Origin of the sequence: Actinosynnema sp. NPDC050801, from assembly GCF_040673975.1 — a bacterium.
GTDB lineage: Bacteria > Actinomycetota > Actinomycetes > Mycobacteriales > Pseudonocardiaceae > Actinosynnema.
In genome coordinates, this window is sequence record NZ_JBFAQZ010000006.1 from 403,156 (window position 1) to 419,062 (window position 15,907).

The 15,907-nt window shown below is 72.2% G+C and carries 17 protein-coding genes; 8 read left to right on the plus strand and 9 right to left on the minus strand.

Annotated elements, in window-relative coordinates:
• The first annotated feature begins 193 nt into the window (after nt 1-193).
• The 5 genes from AB0K14_RS16935 to AB0K14_RS16955 are packed head-to-tail and all read left to right on the plus strand — an operon-like array spanning nt 194 to nt 4,977.
• On the plus strand, nt 194-1,177 hold the full coding sequence (locus AB0K14_RS16935) for a LacI family DNA-binding transcriptional regulator (RefSeq protein ID WP_360446884.1): 984 nt from the start codon (nt 194-196) through the stop codon (nt 1,175-1,177).
• Complete coding sequence (locus tag AB0K14_RS16940; protein ID WP_360446882.1) at nt 1,174-2,184, plus strand: class I mannose-6-phosphate isomerase; 1,011 nt, start codon at nt 1,174-1,176, stop codon at nt 2,182-2,184. Before AB0K14_RS16935 ends, AB0K14_RS16940 begins: the two co-directional genes overlap by 4 nt.
• Nucleotides 2,185-2,187: 3 nt before the next feature.
• Nucleotides 2,188-2,949, plus strand: a complete 762-nt coding sequence (locus tag AB0K14_RS16945; protein WP_360446880.1) for an ATP-binding cassette domain-containing protein — start codon at nt 2,188-2,190, stop codon at nt 2,947-2,949.
• Entirely contained in the window at nt 2,946-3,971 is a 1,026-nt protein-coding gene (locus AB0K14_RS16950; protein WP_360446878.1) for an ABC transporter permease, read from the plus strand. Before AB0K14_RS16945 ends, AB0K14_RS16950 begins: the two co-directional genes overlap by 4 nt.
• Before the next feature lie 22 nt (nt 3,972-3,993).
• Nucleotides 3,994-4,977: an ABC transporter substrate-binding protein gene (locus AB0K14_RS16955; RefSeq protein ID WP_360446876.1), complete on the plus strand. Its 984-nt coding sequence runs from the start codon at nt 3,994-3,996 to the stop codon at nt 4,975-4,977.
• A gap of 58 nt (nt 4,978-5,035) precedes the next feature.
• Here the strand turns inward: AB0K14_RS16955 and AB0K14_RS16960 are convergent, their stop codons facing one another.
• Nucleotides 5,036-6,034: a hypothetical protein gene (locus AB0K14_RS16960; RefSeq protein WP_360446874.1), complete on the minus strand. Its 999-nt coding sequence runs from the start codon at nt 6,032-6,034 to the stop codon at nt 5,036-5,038.
• A 128-nt stretch (nt 6,035-6,162) separates the two neighbouring features.
• On the opposite strand from AB0K14_RS16960, the gene AB0K14_RS16965 reads away from it, so the two are divergent.
• Entirely contained in the window at nt 6,163-7,656 is a 1,494-nt protein-coding gene (locus AB0K14_RS16965; protein ID WP_360446872.1) for an alpha/beta hydrolase, read from the plus strand.
• 27 nt (nt 7,657-7,683) lie between these two features.
• Here the strand turns inward: AB0K14_RS16965 and AB0K14_RS16970 are convergent, their stop codons facing one another.
• From AB0K14_RS16970 to AB0K14_RS16980, 3 genes are read right to left on the minus strand one after another with little or no spacing between them, the layout of a single operon-like run.
• On the minus strand, nt 7,684-8,331 hold the full coding sequence (locus tag AB0K14_RS16970) for a response regulator transcription factor (protein ID WP_360446870.1): 648 nt from the start codon (nt 8,329-8,331) through the stop codon (nt 7,684-7,686).
• Between the two features lie 9 nt (nt 8,332-8,340).
• A complete protein-coding gene (locus AB0K14_RS16975; protein ID WP_360446868.1) occupies nt 8,341-10,044 on the minus strand; it encodes a GAF domain-containing protein in 1,704 nt (567 codons plus the stop codon).
• A 46-nt stretch (nt 10,045-10,090) separates the two neighbouring features.
• Nucleotides 10,091-10,489, minus strand: a complete 399-nt coding sequence (locus AB0K14_RS16980; RefSeq protein WP_360446866.1) for a pyridoxamine 5'-phosphate oxidase family protein — start codon at nt 10,487-10,489, stop codon at nt 10,091-10,093.
• A gap of 111 nt (nt 10,490-10,600) precedes the next feature.
• On the opposite strand from AB0K14_RS16980, the gene AB0K14_RS16985 reads away from it, so the two are divergent.
• On the plus strand, nt 10,601-11,440 hold the full coding sequence (locus AB0K14_RS16985; protein WP_360446864.1) for an arylamine N-acetyltransferase: 840 nt from the start codon (nt 10,601-10,603) through the stop codon (nt 11,438-11,440).
• Nucleotides 11,441-11,488: 48 nt separating this feature from the next.
• Here the strand turns inward: AB0K14_RS16985 and AB0K14_RS16990 are convergent, their stop codons facing one another.
• From AB0K14_RS16990 to AB0K14_RS17005, 4 genes are read right to left on the minus strand one after another with little or no spacing between them, the layout of a single operon-like run.
• On the minus strand, nt 11,489-11,995 hold the full coding sequence (locus tag AB0K14_RS16990) for a hypothetical protein (protein ID WP_360446862.1): 507 nt from the start codon (nt 11,993-11,995) through the stop codon (nt 11,489-11,491).
• Nucleotides 11,992-12,573: a hypothetical protein gene (locus AB0K14_RS16995; RefSeq protein WP_360446860.1), complete on the minus strand. Its 582-nt coding sequence runs from the start codon at nt 12,571-12,573 to the stop codon at nt 11,992-11,994. Before AB0K14_RS16995 ends, AB0K14_RS16990 begins: the two co-directional genes overlap by 4 nt.
• The gene (gene meaB, locus AB0K14_RS17000) at nt 12,570-13,535 is read right to left on the minus strand and encodes a methylmalonyl Co-A mutase-associated GTPase MeaB (protein ID WP_360446858.1); all 966 of its coding nucleotides are present in this window, start codon (nt 13,533-13,535) and stop codon (nt 12,570-12,572) included. The genes AB0K14_RS16995 and meaB overlap by 4 nt, the downstream gene beginning before the upstream one ends.
• Nucleotides 13,536-13,539: 4 nt before the next feature.
• On the minus strand, nt 13,540-14,727 hold the full coding sequence (locus tag AB0K14_RS17005; RefSeq protein WP_360446856.1) for an acetyl-CoA C-acetyltransferase: 1,188 nt from the start codon (nt 14,725-14,727) through the stop codon (nt 13,540-13,542).
• 125 nt (nt 14,728-14,852) lie between these two features.
• Here AB0K14_RS17005 and mce point away from each other — a divergent pair, with 125 nt between their 5' ends.
• A complete protein-coding gene (gene mce / locus AB0K14_RS17010) occupies nt 14,853-15,290 on the plus strand; it encodes a methylmalonyl-CoA epimerase (protein WP_360446854.1) in 438 nt (145 codons plus the stop codon).
• Here the strand turns inward: mce and AB0K14_RS17015 are convergent.
• The gene (locus tag AB0K14_RS17015; protein ID WP_360446852.1) at nt 15,287-15,844 is read right to left on the minus strand and encodes a helix-turn-helix domain-containing protein; all 558 of its coding nucleotides are present in this window, start codon (nt 15,842-15,844) and stop codon (nt 15,287-15,289) included. The two genes, mce and AB0K14_RS17015, sit on opposite strands and share 4 nt — an antisense overlap.
• Between the last annotated feature and the right edge of the window lie 63 nt (nt 15,845-15,907).

The window sequence follows — 15,907 nt, forward strand, 5'->3', positions numbered from 1 at the left end:
CTGTCCACGAACTAAGCGTAATCGCATACTTGCGGAGCGTGTGGGGGTGGCGTCAACCCCCGGCGCCGGGTGTTGTCCGGTTCGAGACGGGGCGGCCGTTGACATACCCGAATGCGAGGTGTGTGATTCGCGCACTATGACAACGTTGTCCCCGAACGGCGCGACAGGCGCCCGCAAGGTTCGGCGTGCCACGATGAACGACGTGGCGCGGCTGGCGGGCGTCAGCATCAAGACCGTCTCGCGCGTGGTGAACGACGAGGCGGGCGTGCACCCGGCCACCGCCGAGCGGGTGCTGGCGGCGATCGACCAGCTCGGCTTCCGGCGCAACCTCAGCGCCCGCAACCTGCGGCGCGGCTCGTCCACCGGCACGATCGGCCTGGTGCTGGAGGACGTCGGCAACCCCTTCTACTCGGGCGTCACGCGCGCGGTCGAGGAGATCGCGCGGCTGCGCGGGCGGCAGGTCATCACCGGCTCGTCCGACGAGGACCCGGCGCGGGAACGCGAGCTGTCGCTGGAGTTCTGCTCGCGACGCGTGGACGGCCTGCTGATCGTGCCCGCCGGGTTGCAGCACGGGTACCTGGTGCCGGAGATGCGCGCGGGCACGCCGGTGGTGTTCCTGGACCGGCCAGCCGGTGACGTGGTCGCCGACACCGTGCTGGTGGACAACATCGGCGGCACCGCCGAGGCGGTGGCGCACCTGGCGTCGTTCGGGCACCGGCGGATCGCGTTCCTCGGCGACGCGCCGGACATCTTCACCGCCAACGAGCGTCTGCGCGGCTACCGCGAGGGCTGCGTGCGAGCCGGCATCGGCTACCACGAGTCGTTGGTGGTCATGGGGCCGCACGACGAGGAATCGGTGCGCAAGGCGTTGTGGGGCCTGCAGAACGCGGCCGACCCGGCCACCGCCGTGGTGACCGGCAACAACCGGATCACCGTGCACGCGGTGCGGGCGTTGGCCGGCAGCACCGCCCGGCCCGCGCTGGTGGGCTTCGACGACTTCGAGCTGGCCGACCTGCTGTCACCGCCGGTGACCGTGATCGCGCACGACGCGAGCGCGCTCGGCAAGGCAGCGGCGGACCTGCTCTTCGCCCGGTTGGACGGCGACGGCTCCCCACCGCGCCGGGTCGTCCTGCCGGTCCGCTTGGTGGCCCGTGGATCAGGAGAGGTACGCGCATGAGTCCCGACGCCCAGCCCATCGCGCTGGAGGCCAACCAGCCCCGGCAGTTCTACCGGGGCGGTGCGGCGATCGCGGCGTTCCGGAGCCAGGCCGAGGCCGATCGCGGGCCCGAGGACTGGGTCGCGTCGACCACCACGCAGTTCGGCAAGGACGAGGCCGGGTTGTCCCGGCTGCCGGACGGGCGGTGGTTGCGCGACGCGGTGGCGGCGGACCCGGTGTCGTGGTTGGGGTCGGAGCACGCGGCGGAGTTCGGCGCGGACGCCGCGCTGCTGGTGAAGCTGCTCGACGCCGGGCAGCGGCTGCCGGTGCACTGCCACCCGTCCGACGCGTTCGCGTCCGCCCACCTGGGCTGCCGGCACGGCAAGACCGAGGCGTGGGTCGTGATCGGCACGTTCGGCGCCGACCCGACGGTGTACATCGGCTTCCGCGAGGACGTGCCCGCCGCCGTGGCCGCCGAGTGGGTGTCCACCCAGGACTCCGCCGCGATGCTGGCCGCGCTGAACCCGGTCAAGGTCTCGCCCGGCGACACGGTGTTCGTGCCCGCGGGCGTGCCGCACGCCATCGGCGAGGGCGTGTTCATCGTCGAACTCCAGCAGCCGACGGACTTCTCGGTCACGTTGGAGTGGCAGGGCTTCCTGGCCGACGCCGAGGCCGGGCACCTGGGCCTGGGCTACGACAAGGCGTTGGACTGCCTGGAGCGCCGCGCCCAGTCGGCCGACGACCTGGTGCGGCGCACCCGGGCGCTCACCGGCCGGTCGGTGGCCCTGTTCGACGCGCAGGCCGACCCGTTCTTCCGCGCCGACCGGCTGCACGTGTCGGGCTCGGCGGCGTTGGAACCCTCGTTCGGCGTCTACGTGGTGCTGGAGGGCGCCGGCACGCTGGGTCCCGTCGCGGTGCACCGGGGCAGCACGGTGGTCGTGCCGCACGCGGCGGGTGAGGTCGTGGTGACCGGCGACGTCGTCGCCATCCGGTGCCGGCCGCCACTGGTGTCGAGCCCCGGGAGCTGACGGATGGCGTTACCCCTGTTGGACGCACGGGAGTTGGTGAAGCACTACGGGAACGTGGAGGCGTTGCGCGGCGCCTCGTTCACCGCGCACGCGGGCGAGGTCGTCGCGCTCGTCGGTGACAACGGCGCGGGCAAGTCGACGCTGGTGAAGTGCCTGTCCGGGGTGGAGCGGCCGGACTCGGGCACGATCCTGCTCGACGGTTCGCCGGTGGCGCCGGCCTCGCCGGTCTCGGCACGGGCGCTGGGCATCGAGACCGTGTACCAGGACCTGGCCGTCGCGCCGGATCTGGACCCGGCGGCCAACCTGTTCCTGGGCCGGGAGCTGCGCCGGGGCGGCCTGCTCGGCAGGCTGGGTGTGCTGGACGAGCGGGGGATGCGGCGGCGGGCGATCGCCGCGTTCCGCGACCTCGGGGTGTCGCTGCCGGACGTGGACGTGCCGATCGGGGCGCTGTCGGGTGGTCAGCGGCAGAGCGTCGCGGTGGCCCGGTCGGTGGTGTGGGCGAGCCGGTTGGTGTTCATGGACGAGCCGACCGCGGCGTTGGGCGTGGTGCAGCGCGAACGCGTGCTCGACGTGATCCGGCGGGTTCGCGACCAGGGCATGGCGGTGGTGCTGATCAGCCACAACATGCCCGAGGTGCTGGCCGTGGCGGACCGGGTCGAGGTGCTGCGGCTGGGTCGGCGGGTGGCGCGGTTCGACGCGGCGACGACCACGGTCGAGGAGCTGGTCGGCGCGATGACCGGTGCGTTGTCGCAGGAGGAGGCATGACCACCCCGGACCTCGACACGGCGCCGGAACGCCGCCGGACGCCCGTGCAACGGCTGTTCGGCGCGAACACGTTGTGGATCGCGGTGGTGCTGCTGGTGCTCATCGCGGTGTTCGGCGCGTTGCGGCCGGACGCGGTGCTGACCGCGTTCACGTTGCAGACGACGCTGGTCGAGACGTCGGTGCTGCTGGTGCTGTCGGTGGGCATGACGTACGTGATCGTCACCGCCGGGATCGACCTGTCCGTCGGCTCCGTCCTGGTGTTCTCCGGCGTCACGTCGGCCATGGCGATGAACGCCCTGCACGGCGGCAACGCGACGACCGCCGGGTGGGGCGTGGTGTTCGTCGGCCTGCTGGTGGCGCTGCTGTCCGGTGCGGCGTGGGGGTTGCTGAACGGCCTGCTCATCGCCCGCACCGGCCTGCCGCCGCTGATCGTGACGCTCGGGTCGTTCGGCGCGGCGCTCGGTGCCGGGCAGCTGCTGTCCAACGGGTCGAACGTGGCCGGGGTGCCGGAGGTGCTCGGCGACGGCCTGGGCACGGGGACGTGGTTCGGCGTGCCGAACCTGGTGCTGACGGCCGCCGTGGTGGCCGCGCTCGGCGCGCTGGTGCTGGGCACGACGGTGTTCGGGCGGCACACGTACGCCATCGGCTCGAACGAGGAGGCGGCGCGGCGCGCGGGCATCCCGGTGGCGCGGCACCTGGTGCGGGTCTACCTGCTGGCGGGCGTGCTGGCCGGGCTGGCCGGGTTCATGGCGCTGGCGTACTTCCGGGTCGCGTCGATCACCGGGCACGACACCGACAACCTCAACGCCATCGCCGCCGTGGTGCTCGGCGGCACCAGCCTGTTCGGTGGCGCGGGGTCGGTCGTGGGCACGGTGCTCGGGGTGTTCATCCCGGCCGTGCTGCGCAAGGGGTTCGTGATAGTCGGCGTGAACGTGTACTGGCAGCCGATCGCGGTGGCGCTGGTCCTGGTGGCGGCTGTGTGGTTCGACCAGTCACGGCGGAAGGCGCGCGACAGACGCTAGCCGGCGACGGAGGAGGAGAACCATGTCGACGAAGACGGTTGCTCTTGTCCCAGGTGCTCTTTTAGGGGCGGCTTTGCTGCTCACGGCCTGCGGTGGCGGTGGGCAGATCGGCGACACCGGCGGCACGGGTGACGCGAAGAAGATGGTGCTGATCCCCGGTGTGGCGGCGGAGCCGTTCTACATCTCGATGGAGTGCGGCTTCCGGGAGGCCGCCGCGGCTGCGGGCTACTCGGTCGACGTGCAGGCGCCGGCGAAGTTCGACGCCACGCAGCAGACCCCGATCGTGACGGGTGTGCTCGCCGACAAGCCCGGCGCCGTGCTCATCGCGCCGACCGACGACAAGGCCATGGCCGGTCCGATGCGGCAGCTCAAGGACGCCGGGATCAAGGTCGTGGAGGTCGACACCGAACTGGAGGACACGTCGATCGCGTCGTCGACCGTCTCCTCGGACAACGGGCAGGGCGGGCGGCTGGCGGCGCGGACGTTGGCCGGGCTGGTCGGTGACAAGCCCGGTTCCGTGCTGGTGCTGAACACGAAGGCGGGCACGTCGACGACGGACGCCCGTGCCGCCGGGTTCGAGGCGGAGGTCGGGAAGTACCCGAACCTGGAGTACGTCGGGCAGCAGTACACCGACAACGAACCGGACCAGGCGGCGGCCAAGGTGACCGCCACGCTGGCCGCCAACCCGGACCTGGTCGGGGTGTTCGCGACGAACCTGAACACCGGTGAGGGCGCGGCGACCGGGTTGCGCAACGCGGGCCGGACCGGCGCGGTGAACCTGGTCGGGTTCGATGCGTCACCCAAGCAGGTGGCGGACCTGCGGGGCGGGGCGGTGCAGGCCCTCATCGCGCAGGACCCGGCGACCATCGGCAGGACCGGCGTCGAGCAGGCCGTGGCGGCGCTGGAGGGCAAGCCGGTGGAACGCGACGTCGAGACCGACCTGGTCGCGTTGACCAAGGCCGACATGGACGCGAACTCGCAGTACTTCTACAAGCAGAAGTGCTGACCACCCCGAGAGTCCAACCCCCACCACCCGCGTGCGGGGTGGGGGTTGGACTCCCGGGTCAGAGGTACTTGTTGGCCAGTTCCGAGTACTCCTGCTCCAGGTCGTCGGCCAGGTAGGCGACGTAGGCCCAGGGCACCTCGTGCACGTGGTCGCGCATGCCGAGCAGGTGGCGCTTGGCCCGCGGCGCGTCGTCGGCCAGGGCGAACGCCGCCGCGAACAGGTTGTGCGCCTGCAGGGTGCGCGGGTGGGGCTTGGTCCGGGTGGCGTCCCACTTGTCCGCCGCCGCGGCGATCTCCTCCCGGTGCCGGGTGAAGTAGCGCATCTTCAACGTCGCGATCTTCAACGCCGACCGCGCCTGCACGGCGTCCTCGAACTGCTCCAGGAAGATCTCGAAGTGCGCCAGCGGCAGCATCGCCACCACCGGGTCGCCGGGCGGCGCGGCGTCGACGCTGCCCTGGGCGAACGCCATCATCTCCTCGGCCGACCCACCCCACTTGGACGCCAGGATCTGCAGCCGGGTCCAGTGCGCCGGGTACAGCGTCGCGCAGCGCGCCGCGACCTCGCGCCACACCTCGTCCTTCTGGTCCCGGTCCACCTGCAACCCCAGGCCGGCGGTCTGCAACTGCGCCCACGGCACCGCGTCGCGCGGCAGGAGCTTCGCGGCCTCGTGCAGCGGTCCCACGGCCTTGCGGAGGGTGCCGAAGAAGACCTTGAACCGGTCCTTGCCGACGCTGTCGGCCCGTCCCGAGCCGCGGATCGCCCACGCCTCCCGGATGAACGCCGTACCGGCCAGCAGCCACAGGTCGGGGTCGGTGTTGTTCTTCGCCAGCTCCAGCAGCTCGTCCGCGTGGCCGATGGCGTGCTCGCCGAGCACCTCGACCCGCAGCGCGCGCACCTCGGGCTCGTCACGGCACTCCGCGAGCACCGTGGTCGCCGCCCTCAGGTGGCCCGCGTCCATCTCCTCCGCCGCGATGTCCAGGATCGCGTCGTCGTAGGTGTGGTCCCGCACCACCTCGCGGGCGACCGCGGCAGGCCGCTTCCTCCGGAAAATCCCCACTCCAGCGACCTTACTTTCCTCCGAGCCCGAGTGGCTTAAGTCTTTCGTAGAGCCGAACAGGGCCTTTCTGCGGTTGCCCACCAGAGTACGTGCGCGGTGGAGTGGAGGCCTCGACGGAGGGGGAATCCATGCGAGGGAGAACCGCCGCGGCCGTGACCGCGGCCTTGATCGGCGCCGCCCTGCCGACGTACGCGCAGGCCGAGCCGGAGCCCGGCCTGGACCAGACCATCACCTGGTCCGCGTGCGCCGAGTACGAGGGCCTGGAGTGCGGCACGTTCCAGTCGCCGTTCGACTGGCGCACGCCGCACGACGGCCGCAAGATCACCATCGCGGTGAGCAGGCTCAAGCCGCGCAGCGGCGAGGCCAAGGGGGTCGTGCTGACCAACCCGGGCGGTCCGGGTGCGCCGGGCCGGTCGTTGCCGCTGCTCTACACCGGCCGCGCCAAGCTGGTCGACAACATGGAGGTCATCGGCATCGACCCGCGCGGCACGGGCGCGAGCACGAACGCCACCTGCGGCGGGTACGACTGGCTCGGCATCACCGACCCGCGCGACCGCGGCCGGGCCAACACCGAGCTGCTCTACGACGCCGCCGAGCTGCAGGCCACCGCGTGCCAGGCGCGATCGGGCGAGTTCGGCAAGGTGATCAACACCGAGCAGACCGTGCACGACCTGGACCTGCTGCGCCGCCTGTTCGGCCGGGAGAAGATCAACTGGATCGGCTACTCGGGCGGCTCCTGGATGGGCGCGTACTACGCCACCTACTTCCCGGACCGGGTGGACAAGGTCGTGCTCGACTCCAACACCGACTTCACCTCGACGTTCCAGGACATCTTCGACAACTTCGGCTACGCCTTCGAACGCCGGTTCCGGACCGACTTCCTGCCCTGGGTGGCCAAGTACGACAGCCTCTACCACCTGGGCACGACCGCCGAGCAGGTCCGCCAGACCTACGAGACGACCCGCGCGAAGCTGGCCGCGGACCCGTTGACGCTGCCGGACGGCACGGTGGTCGACGGCGTGCTGTTGGACCTGGTGCTGGCCCAGGCGCAGTACAGCAAGCAGGCGTTCCCGCAGGCGGCGGAGGCCTTGGCGTTCGTCGGGCGGCCCACGGCGACCGCGGCGGCGTCGGCCCGGTTCCCGGACGCGCCCAACGCGACGCTCTACGGCATCACGTGCAACGACACGAAGTTCCGGCACAACCGCGCGACCATGGCCGCCGAGGCCGAGCGCCTGGGCGCGAAGTTCCCGCTGATGGGCTACTACCAGCGGCTCGCGCCGTGCGCGTTCTGGGAACGGCCGCCGCTGGAGCTGAAGAAGCCGACCGGCAGGGGCGTGCCGCCGTTGCTCATGGTGCAGTCGGAACGCGACCCGGCGACGCCGATCGAAGGCGCCCAACGGGCACACCGCAACTTCCAGGGCTCACGGTTGCTCACCGTGACCGACGAGGGTGACCACGGCATCTACGGCTTCGGCAACCCGTGCGTGGACGACGTGGTGGAGGCCTTCATCGTGGACGGCAAGGTGCCGCCACGTGACCTGACCTGCCCGGGGATGCCGCTGCCCGACCCGACCGCACCGGCCGCCACGAGCACGCGCCCGTTGATCGGCTGGCCGCTGTAGCCGCCCGACGCGGGCACCGGCCGTCGGCTACATCCCGCCGGCCTGCCGCCTGCGGGCGGCGTAGACGCCGGCCTCGGTCCGGCGGTCGAAGCCGAGCTTGTGCAACAACGTGGAGACGTAGTTCTTGACCGTCTTCTCGGCCAGGAACAACCGGCTCGCGATCTGCCGGTTGGTCAGGCCCTCGGCGATCAGGTCGAGGATCCGCCGCTCCTGCGGGCTCAACGACGCGTAGCGCGGATCCTCGACCGGCCCGCCCCGCAGCCGTTGCAGCACGGTCGCGGTCACGCCGGAGTGCAGCAGCGAGCCGCCCGCCGCCAGCGTGCGGATCGCCGAGACCAGGTCGTTGCCGGAGACCTGCTTGAGCATGTACCCGGCCGCGCCCGCCATGATCGCGCCGAACAGCGCCTCGTCGTCGGAGTACGAGGTCAGCATCAGGCACGCGGGCGGCGGCTGGACCGTCGAACGGATCTCCCGGCACACGGTGACCCCGTCGCCGTCGGGCAGCCGCACGTCGATGACGGCCACGTCGGGCCGGTGGAACGCGGCGGCGGACACGGCCGCGGCGGCGCTCTCCGCCTCACCGACGACCTCGATGTCCGACTCGACGGCCAACAGCTGCTGCAAACCGCGCCGGACGATCTCGTGGTCGTCCACCAAAAGCACCGAGATGGACATGGGGCCTCCCTACACCGACACCAACGGCACGGACCACGTCAGCGTTACGCCCCGGCCCCGGGTCGACTCGACCTCGCACGAACCATCCCACCTGGCGGCACGGGCCGCCATGTTCACCAGACCGCCGGTGTGCCGGTCGCGGCCGGACGGCAGGCCGTCGCCGTCGTCGCGCACGACCAGCCGCAGGTTCGTCGCCGCGCGGTCCACCACGACCTCGACGTCGACCTTGCGCGCCGAGGCGTGCCTGGCCGCGTTGGCCAGCGCCTCGCGCAGCGTGGCCAGCAGGTCGGGCCGCACGTGGTCGGGCACCACCGAGTCGATCGGGCCGTCCATGACCAGCGCGGGCTCGAACCCGAGCAGCCGGGCCGACTCCTGCACCACCTTCAGCAGCTGGGCGCGCAGGTCGGCCGCGCCGGCGGGCGGCTCCTGCAACGAGAAGATGGTGCGCCGGATCTCCCGGATGGTCTGGTCGACCTCGGTGACGAAGTCCGTCAGCCGCTGCGCCACCATCGGCTGCTCCACCAGCCCGTTCATGCTCTGCAGACCCAGGCCGAGCCCGAACAGCCGCTGCACGACCAGGTCGTGCAGGTCGCGGGCGATCCGGTCGCGGTCCTCCAGCACGGCCAGCCGCCGTCCCGCCCCGGTGGCCCTGGTGAACTCCAGGATCAGCGCGGCCTGCCGGGCGAACGACTCGACCAGCGCCACGTCCGAGGCGTCGAACGCACGCTGGTCGCGGGCACGGGCGACCATCAGCACGCCCAGCACCCGATCGCCCGCGGCCAGCGGCGCGAACACCACCGGGCCGATCCGGTCGGCGTGGCCGGGCAGCCCGTCGAGCACCTTGGCCCGGCCGGTCTCGAACACCTCGCTGACCGTGCCGCCCTCGCCGGACACGCTGAACCCGCGCAGGTCGCCGTCCACCACCCGGACGGCCAGCTCGCCCTGCACGTCGGGCAGCGCGAGCAGCGCGTTCACGCCGTCGGCGGCCAGTCGGGCGCGCACCGCGACCAGGCGCAGCGCGTCCCGGTCCGGGGTGCCGGTGAGCAGCGCGTTCGTCACCTCGTTGGACGCGCGCAACCACACCTCGCGCTGCCGCGACTGCTCGTAGAGCCGGGCGTTCTCGATCGCGATGCCCGCCGCGGCGGCGACCGCCACCACGACCTCGCGGTCGGCGCGGGTGAAGTCGGAGCCGTCGGCCTTGTCGCTGAGGTAGAGGTTGCCGAACACCTTCCCCCGCACGTGCACCGGCACGCCCAGGAACCCCTGCCCAGCAGGATCGAACGCAGCAGGATCGAACGCAGCAGGATCGAACGCGGCAGGATCGAACGCAGCAGGGTCGAACGCGGAAGCGTCGGGCACGGACGGGTCGAACGCGGACGGGTCGAACGCGGACGGGTCGAACGCGGTCTCCTCCGGCCCCGGCCCGGCGAAGTCGGTGTCGTGGTGGCCGTCGCCGTAGGTGAACTCCAGCAGCTGCCGGTTCGGCCCCACCACGGCCAGCGCGCCGTACCGGGCGCCGACCAGGCCGCACGAGGACTCCACGATCCGACGCAGCACGTCGGGCAGCGACAGGTCGCTGGCCAACGAGACGACCGCGGTCAGCAACCGGTGCAGCCGCTCCTGCGAGACGACCGCCTCGGCGGTGCGGTCGGTCAGCTGGCGCAGCAGGCCGTCCAGTCGCACCGCGGCGTTCGCGTCCGGGGATCCGGCCACCTCCGACCACCTCCGGCTGGGAGGGTTCCGAGGCTATCGCCTTCGCCTAGGGGATGCGACGGCCCGACAGCAGCTCCAGGTCGACGACCAGGTAGTGGTCACCGCCGCCGTGGCCGCGGGAGGCCAGCGGCAACTGCCGCAGCCGGGTCAGCCGCCCCTGCTCCCGGACCTCGGTGACGTGCCCCACCGCCATCACCGACCAGCCGCGGGACAGGTCGGGCGCGACGTCGTCGATCTGGAACGCGACGATCGTGTCCCGGGCGACGAGGGTGGCGCTGCCGTCGGGCACGCGCAGCACGACGCAGTCCCCGTCGAGCACGAACACCACGGGGTGCACCACGGGCAACGCCTTGTCGGTGTAGACAAGGCGGCCGACGGCTGCCATGCCGAGCAGCTTGAGGCACTCCTCGCGGGAGAGGACCTGAAGCCCAGCGGAGTCGTACATCGCACCTCTTCGTCCCCCGGTCGCTGGGATAAAGGTTCGGTTCTGTGATCGTCCTTGCCTAGAGTCGGAAGTCCCGGCTTCGACGTTCCACCCGGATGGGGGATTTTCAAGATGGCTTCGCTGGACGTGCCCGCCTTCTTGCGCCGCCTCGGCCAGACCGCCGCCGAACCGCCGAGCGTGGCGGCGCTGACCCGGCTGCACCAGGCGTTCGTGGAACGCGTGCCGTACGAGACGGTGGAGGTCCAGCTCGGCCGGGTGACCTCGCTGGAGCCGCTGGACTCGGTGGACCGCGTGCTGGCCGGTCGCGGCGGGTACTGCTTCCACCTCAACGGCGCGTTCAGCGAGTTGCTGCGCGCGCTCGGTTACCACGTGTCCAGGCACCCCGGCGGCGTGCAGAGGACCCGGGACGGCGAGCCCGTCATCAACCGCAACCACCTCGCGCTCACCGTGCGCGACCTGCCCGGGTCCGACGACGCCTGGTTGGTGGACGTCGGCATGGGCGACGGCCTGCACTCGCCGTTGCCGCTGCGTGAGGGCACGTACCGGCAGGGCCCGTTCACGTTCGGCCTGGTGCCGTCGGTGGTCGCACCGGGCGGGTGGCGGTTGGAGCACGACGAGCGGGGCAGCTTCTTCGCCATGGACTTCGCGCCCGACGAGGTCGGCATGGACCGCTTCACCGACCGGCACGTGTACCTGTCCACGTCACCCGAGTCGGGCTTCGTGCGCACGTTCTGCGTGCAGCGGGCGGACGCGACGGGCTGGGACGTGCTGCGCGCGTTGACGCTGTCCCGGATCGGGGAGACCACCACCAGTACCGTGCTGCACGACCGGCACGACTGGTTCACGGCCCTGGCCGACGTCTACGGGCTGGTCGTCGCCGCCGAGGACCGCGACCCGCTGTGGCGCAAGGCCGTGTCCCAGCACGAGGCGCACCTGGCGACCACGACCTAGTCCCGGCCCGGTCCGGCCGGGCTCGCGTGCCCGGCCGGACCGACCGGTTCAGCCGGTGAAGTGCGTCACGTAGCCCCGGTAGAGCTGCGGCGCGTGCCGCTTGAGCGCCAGGTCGAGCATGTCGTTGCCGGTGTCGTCGGGCAGCTGCACCCAGTGGCCGTGCGGGGACGCCGGGATGCTGCGGTACGTGGCGGCGAAGGCCCCCGGGTCGTTCGGCACCAGGTGCAGCCACAGCGACGCCTTCGGCTTGCCGTCGTACGACAGGCCGACCCCGGCCAGCTCGTACCAGGGCACCGCCCACGTCTTGCCCTTCTCCTCCCAGCGCAGGCCCTGCGGCTCGACCACGAGCCGGCGCAGCCGGGCCTTCCGCCGCCAGACACCGCCGCCGATCAGGCCGCCGAGCGCCACCAGCGGTCCCACGACCATCGCCGCGACGTGGCCGTCGGAGTAGGACAGGAACATCAGCAGGACGCCGAACAGGGTCAAGCCGAGCTGCACCGCGAGGGCGACGCGCCGCTCGGTCCGGTTGCCGAAGGGGATCTCGACCTCTTTCACGACAACCCCATTACCGAGCCCTCGTCCTGCACGCCCCGGTACAGCTGCGGCGCGAAGCCGCGCACGGCACCCTCGACCACGCGGACCAGGCCGGCCGCGTCGCCCAGCGGTAGCCGGTAGGCGCCGTCGTGACGGGCCAGGTGTGCCATGTCGGTGTGCCGCGCCTGGAAGGTCGGCGGATCGGCGGGCAGCAGGTCCACCCGGACCATGGTCTTGCGGACGACCGAGTCGGCCGGGTGGAACACCCGTTCCCGCGTCCGCGAGATGCGCACCGCGCCCAACTCCGGCCACGCCACCGCCCAGGGCGCGCCGGCCGGGTCGTCCCACCGCACGCCCGCCGTCTCGAACACGAGCTTGCGCGGCCGGGAGATCCTCTTCCGGTTGACGATCGCGCCGACCGTGATCCCGGTGAACGCCAGGCCGATGACCAGCCCGATCGTCCCGCCGACACCCTCGCCGTCCGCGTAGGCCGTCACCGCGCCGACCAGTGCCGCCACGCCGAGCACCCCGGCCACCGCTCCCCCGATCAGCACGCGGCGGACGTCCCGCCCACCGATGTCGATCATCACTGGCGTCATGACCCCACCCCCTCGACCAGTCGATCAGCCGCAGCGTAGGGGTCCAGCTCGCCCGCCACGACCCGTTTGGCCAGGGTTTCGAGCGCGGACGCGCCGCGCAATCCGCCGATCCGGGAACGGAGCCGCTCCAGCGCGATGGCCTCGATCTCGCCCGCGGCCCTGGAGGCACGGCGTCGTTCCAGCTCACCGCGCTGGACCAGCCACGCGTGGTGCGCGTCGACGGCGTCCACGACCTCGTCCAGCCCTTCGGCGCGGGCCGCGACGGTCTTCACCACGGGAGGCCGCCAGAGGCCGCCCTCCCGGTCGCGGCGGCCCAGCGAGATCATGTGCTTGAGCTCGCGCGCGGTCTGGTCGGCGCCGTCGCGGTCCGCCTTGTTCACCACGAACACGTCGGCGATCTCCAGGATGCCCGCCTTGGCGGCCTGGATGCCGTCGCCCATGCCGGGCGCGAGCAGCACCACCGTGGTGTCGGCCAGCGACACCACCTCGACCTCGGACTGGCCGACGCCGACGGTCTCGACCAGCACCACGTCGCAGCCTGCCGCGTCGAGCACGCGCAACGCCTGCGGCGTGGCCCAGGACAGCCCGCCCAGGTGGCCGCGGGTGGCCATGGACCGGATGAACACGCCGGGGTCGGTGGCGTGCTCGCCCATCCGCACCCGGTCGCCGAGCAGCGCGCCGCCGGAGAACGGCGACGACGGGTCGACGGCCAGCACCCCGACCCGCTTGCCGCGGGCGCGGTAGGCCGCGACCAGTGCCGACGTGGACGTGGACTTGCCCACGCCCGGCGCGCCCGTCAAGCCGATGACCTGGGCGTTCCCGCAGAAGGGGGCCAGCGCGCCCGCGACCTCGCGCAGCTGCGGGCTCGCGTCCTCGACCAGCGAGATCAGCCTGGCGACCGCGCGCGGCTGTCCTTCACGCGCGCGGTCGACCAGTTCTGCTACGTCAACGGTGCGGGCCACACCCCTAGGCCTTCGGCACGCGCACGATCAGGGCGTCGCCCTGACCGCCGCCGCCGCACAGGGCGGCCGCGCCCACGCCGCCACCGCGGCGCTTGAGCTCCAGCGCGAGGTGCAGCGCGATCCGGGCGCCCGACATGCCGATCGGGTGACCCAGCGCGATCGCGCCGCCGTTGACGTTGACCTTGTCCTCGGCGATGCCGAGCTCGCGCGTGGAGACGATGCCGACCGCCGCGAACGCCTCGTTGATCTCGACCAGGTCCAGGTCGGCCGGGTCGATGCCCTCCTTGGCGCACGCCGCCTTGATCGCGTTCGACGGCTGCTGGTGCAGGCTGGCGTCGGGGCCGGCCACGACACCGTGCGCGCCGATCTCGGCCAGCCAGGTCAGGCCCAGCTCCTCGGCCTTGGCCTTGCTCATCACGACCACGGCCGCCGCGCCGTCGGAGATCTGCGACGCCGAACCGGCGGTGATCGTGCCGTCGGGCGCGAACGCCGGGCGCAGCTTAGCCAGGGTCTCCGCCGTGGTGTCGGCGCGCACGCCCTCGTCGGTGGCGAACAGCACCGGGTCGCCCTTGCGCTGCGGGATGGCGACCGGGGCGATCTCCTCGCCGAACACGCCGTTCGCCGTCGCCTTGGCCGCCAGCCGGTGCGACCGGGCGGAGAACTCGTCCTGCTCCTCGCGGGTCAGGCCGTGCCGCGCGTTGAACTTCTCCGTCGACATGCCCATCGCGACCTGGTCGAACGCGCAGAACAGGCCGTCGTGGGACATGTGGTCGAGCATCGTGACGTCGCCGAACTTGAACCCGCCGCGTGACTTCTGCAGCAGGTGGGGCGCCTGCGTCATGGACTCCTGACCACCCGCCACCACGATGTCGAACTCACCGGCGCGGATGAGCTGGTCGGCCAGCGCGATCGCGTCGATGCCGGACAGGCACACCTTGTTGATCGTGAGGGCGGGCACGGTCATGGGGATGCCCCCGTTCACCGCGGCCTGGCGCGCCGGGATCTGGCCCGCGCCCGCGGTGAGCACCTGGCCCATGATCACGTACTGCACCTGGTCGGGCGCGACGCCGGCCCGCTCCAGGGCCGCCTTGATCGCGACGCCGCCGAGCTGGGCGCCGGAGAAGTCCTTCAACGACCCGAGCAGTCGTCCCATCGGGGTACGGGCCCCGGCGACGATGACGGAACCGGACACAGCAGCCTCCACAGCGGGTGTAAGCGGTTGTTAACACGCCACGATACCCACGGTTACCACGGAGTAGCCCTGTGAGGCGTCGCACAGCGCTACCTGCACCGATTCGGCCGCTAGCCTTCCCGGCCATGAAAGAACTCCGCGGTTTCGTCACCGCCATCGACCACGTGGGCATCGCCGTGCCCGACCTCGACGCCGCGATCGCGTTCCACCGCGAGCACTTCGGCCTCGAAGTCGCGCACGAGGAGGTCAACGAGGAGCAGGGCGTGCGCGAGGCGATGCTGCGCGCGCCGGGTGACGACGGCACGGGCACCGCCGTGCAGCTCCTGGCGCCGCTGACGCCCGAGTCCACCATCGCCAAGTTCATCGGCAGGTCCGGGCCGGGGCTGCAGCAACTGGCCTACCGGGTGTCCGATGTGGACGCGGCGGCGGACGCGCTGCGCGCCAGGGGCTTGCGGCTGCTGTACGACGCGGCCAGGCGCGGCACGTCCGACAGCCGGGTCAACTTCGTGCACCCCAAGGACGCGGGCGGCGTGCTGGTGGAGCTGGTGGAACCCGCTCGCTAGGGCCGTTCGAGGGCGGCGGCGACGAACGTCAGCTCCAGGTCCATCCGGTCGTCGTCCGGCGCGTGCCGGGCCACCGAGTGCCGGTAGCTGACCGCGAGGCCGAGCAGGGCGGAGGCGCTGTCGACGTCCTTCGCCGCCACGGCCGCCCCGCCCGCGGCGACGATGACGTTGCGGATCTGCCGCACCATCGACTGGTAGCGCTCGTGCAGCGCGTCGCGGACCGCCGTGTGCGTGTCCGCCTCGCGCCACAGCAGGTGGCTGAGCAGCGGTGACGCGTTGAGCCGGGCGTCCAGGGCGGCGACGAGCCTGCGCAGGCTCTCCGCGATGTCGCCGACCACCACGACCCGGTGCGCGTCCACGGTGCCGTCCGGGAGCCGCTGCACGAGTGCCGCCAGCAGGTCGGTCTTGCGGCGGAAGTAGTAGTGCACGAGCCCCTTGGGCACGGCGGCCCGCTCGGCGATGCGCGAGGTCGGCGTCGCGTCGAAACCCGACTCGGCGAACAACTCCTCGGCCGCTTGCAGGATCCGCTCCCGGGCCGACGAGTCCTCTGCCAATGTCCAAGCCCTTCCCGTCGACCGGGCCCACGGCGGCAGCCGCGGGCCCGGGGTCCTCCGTCG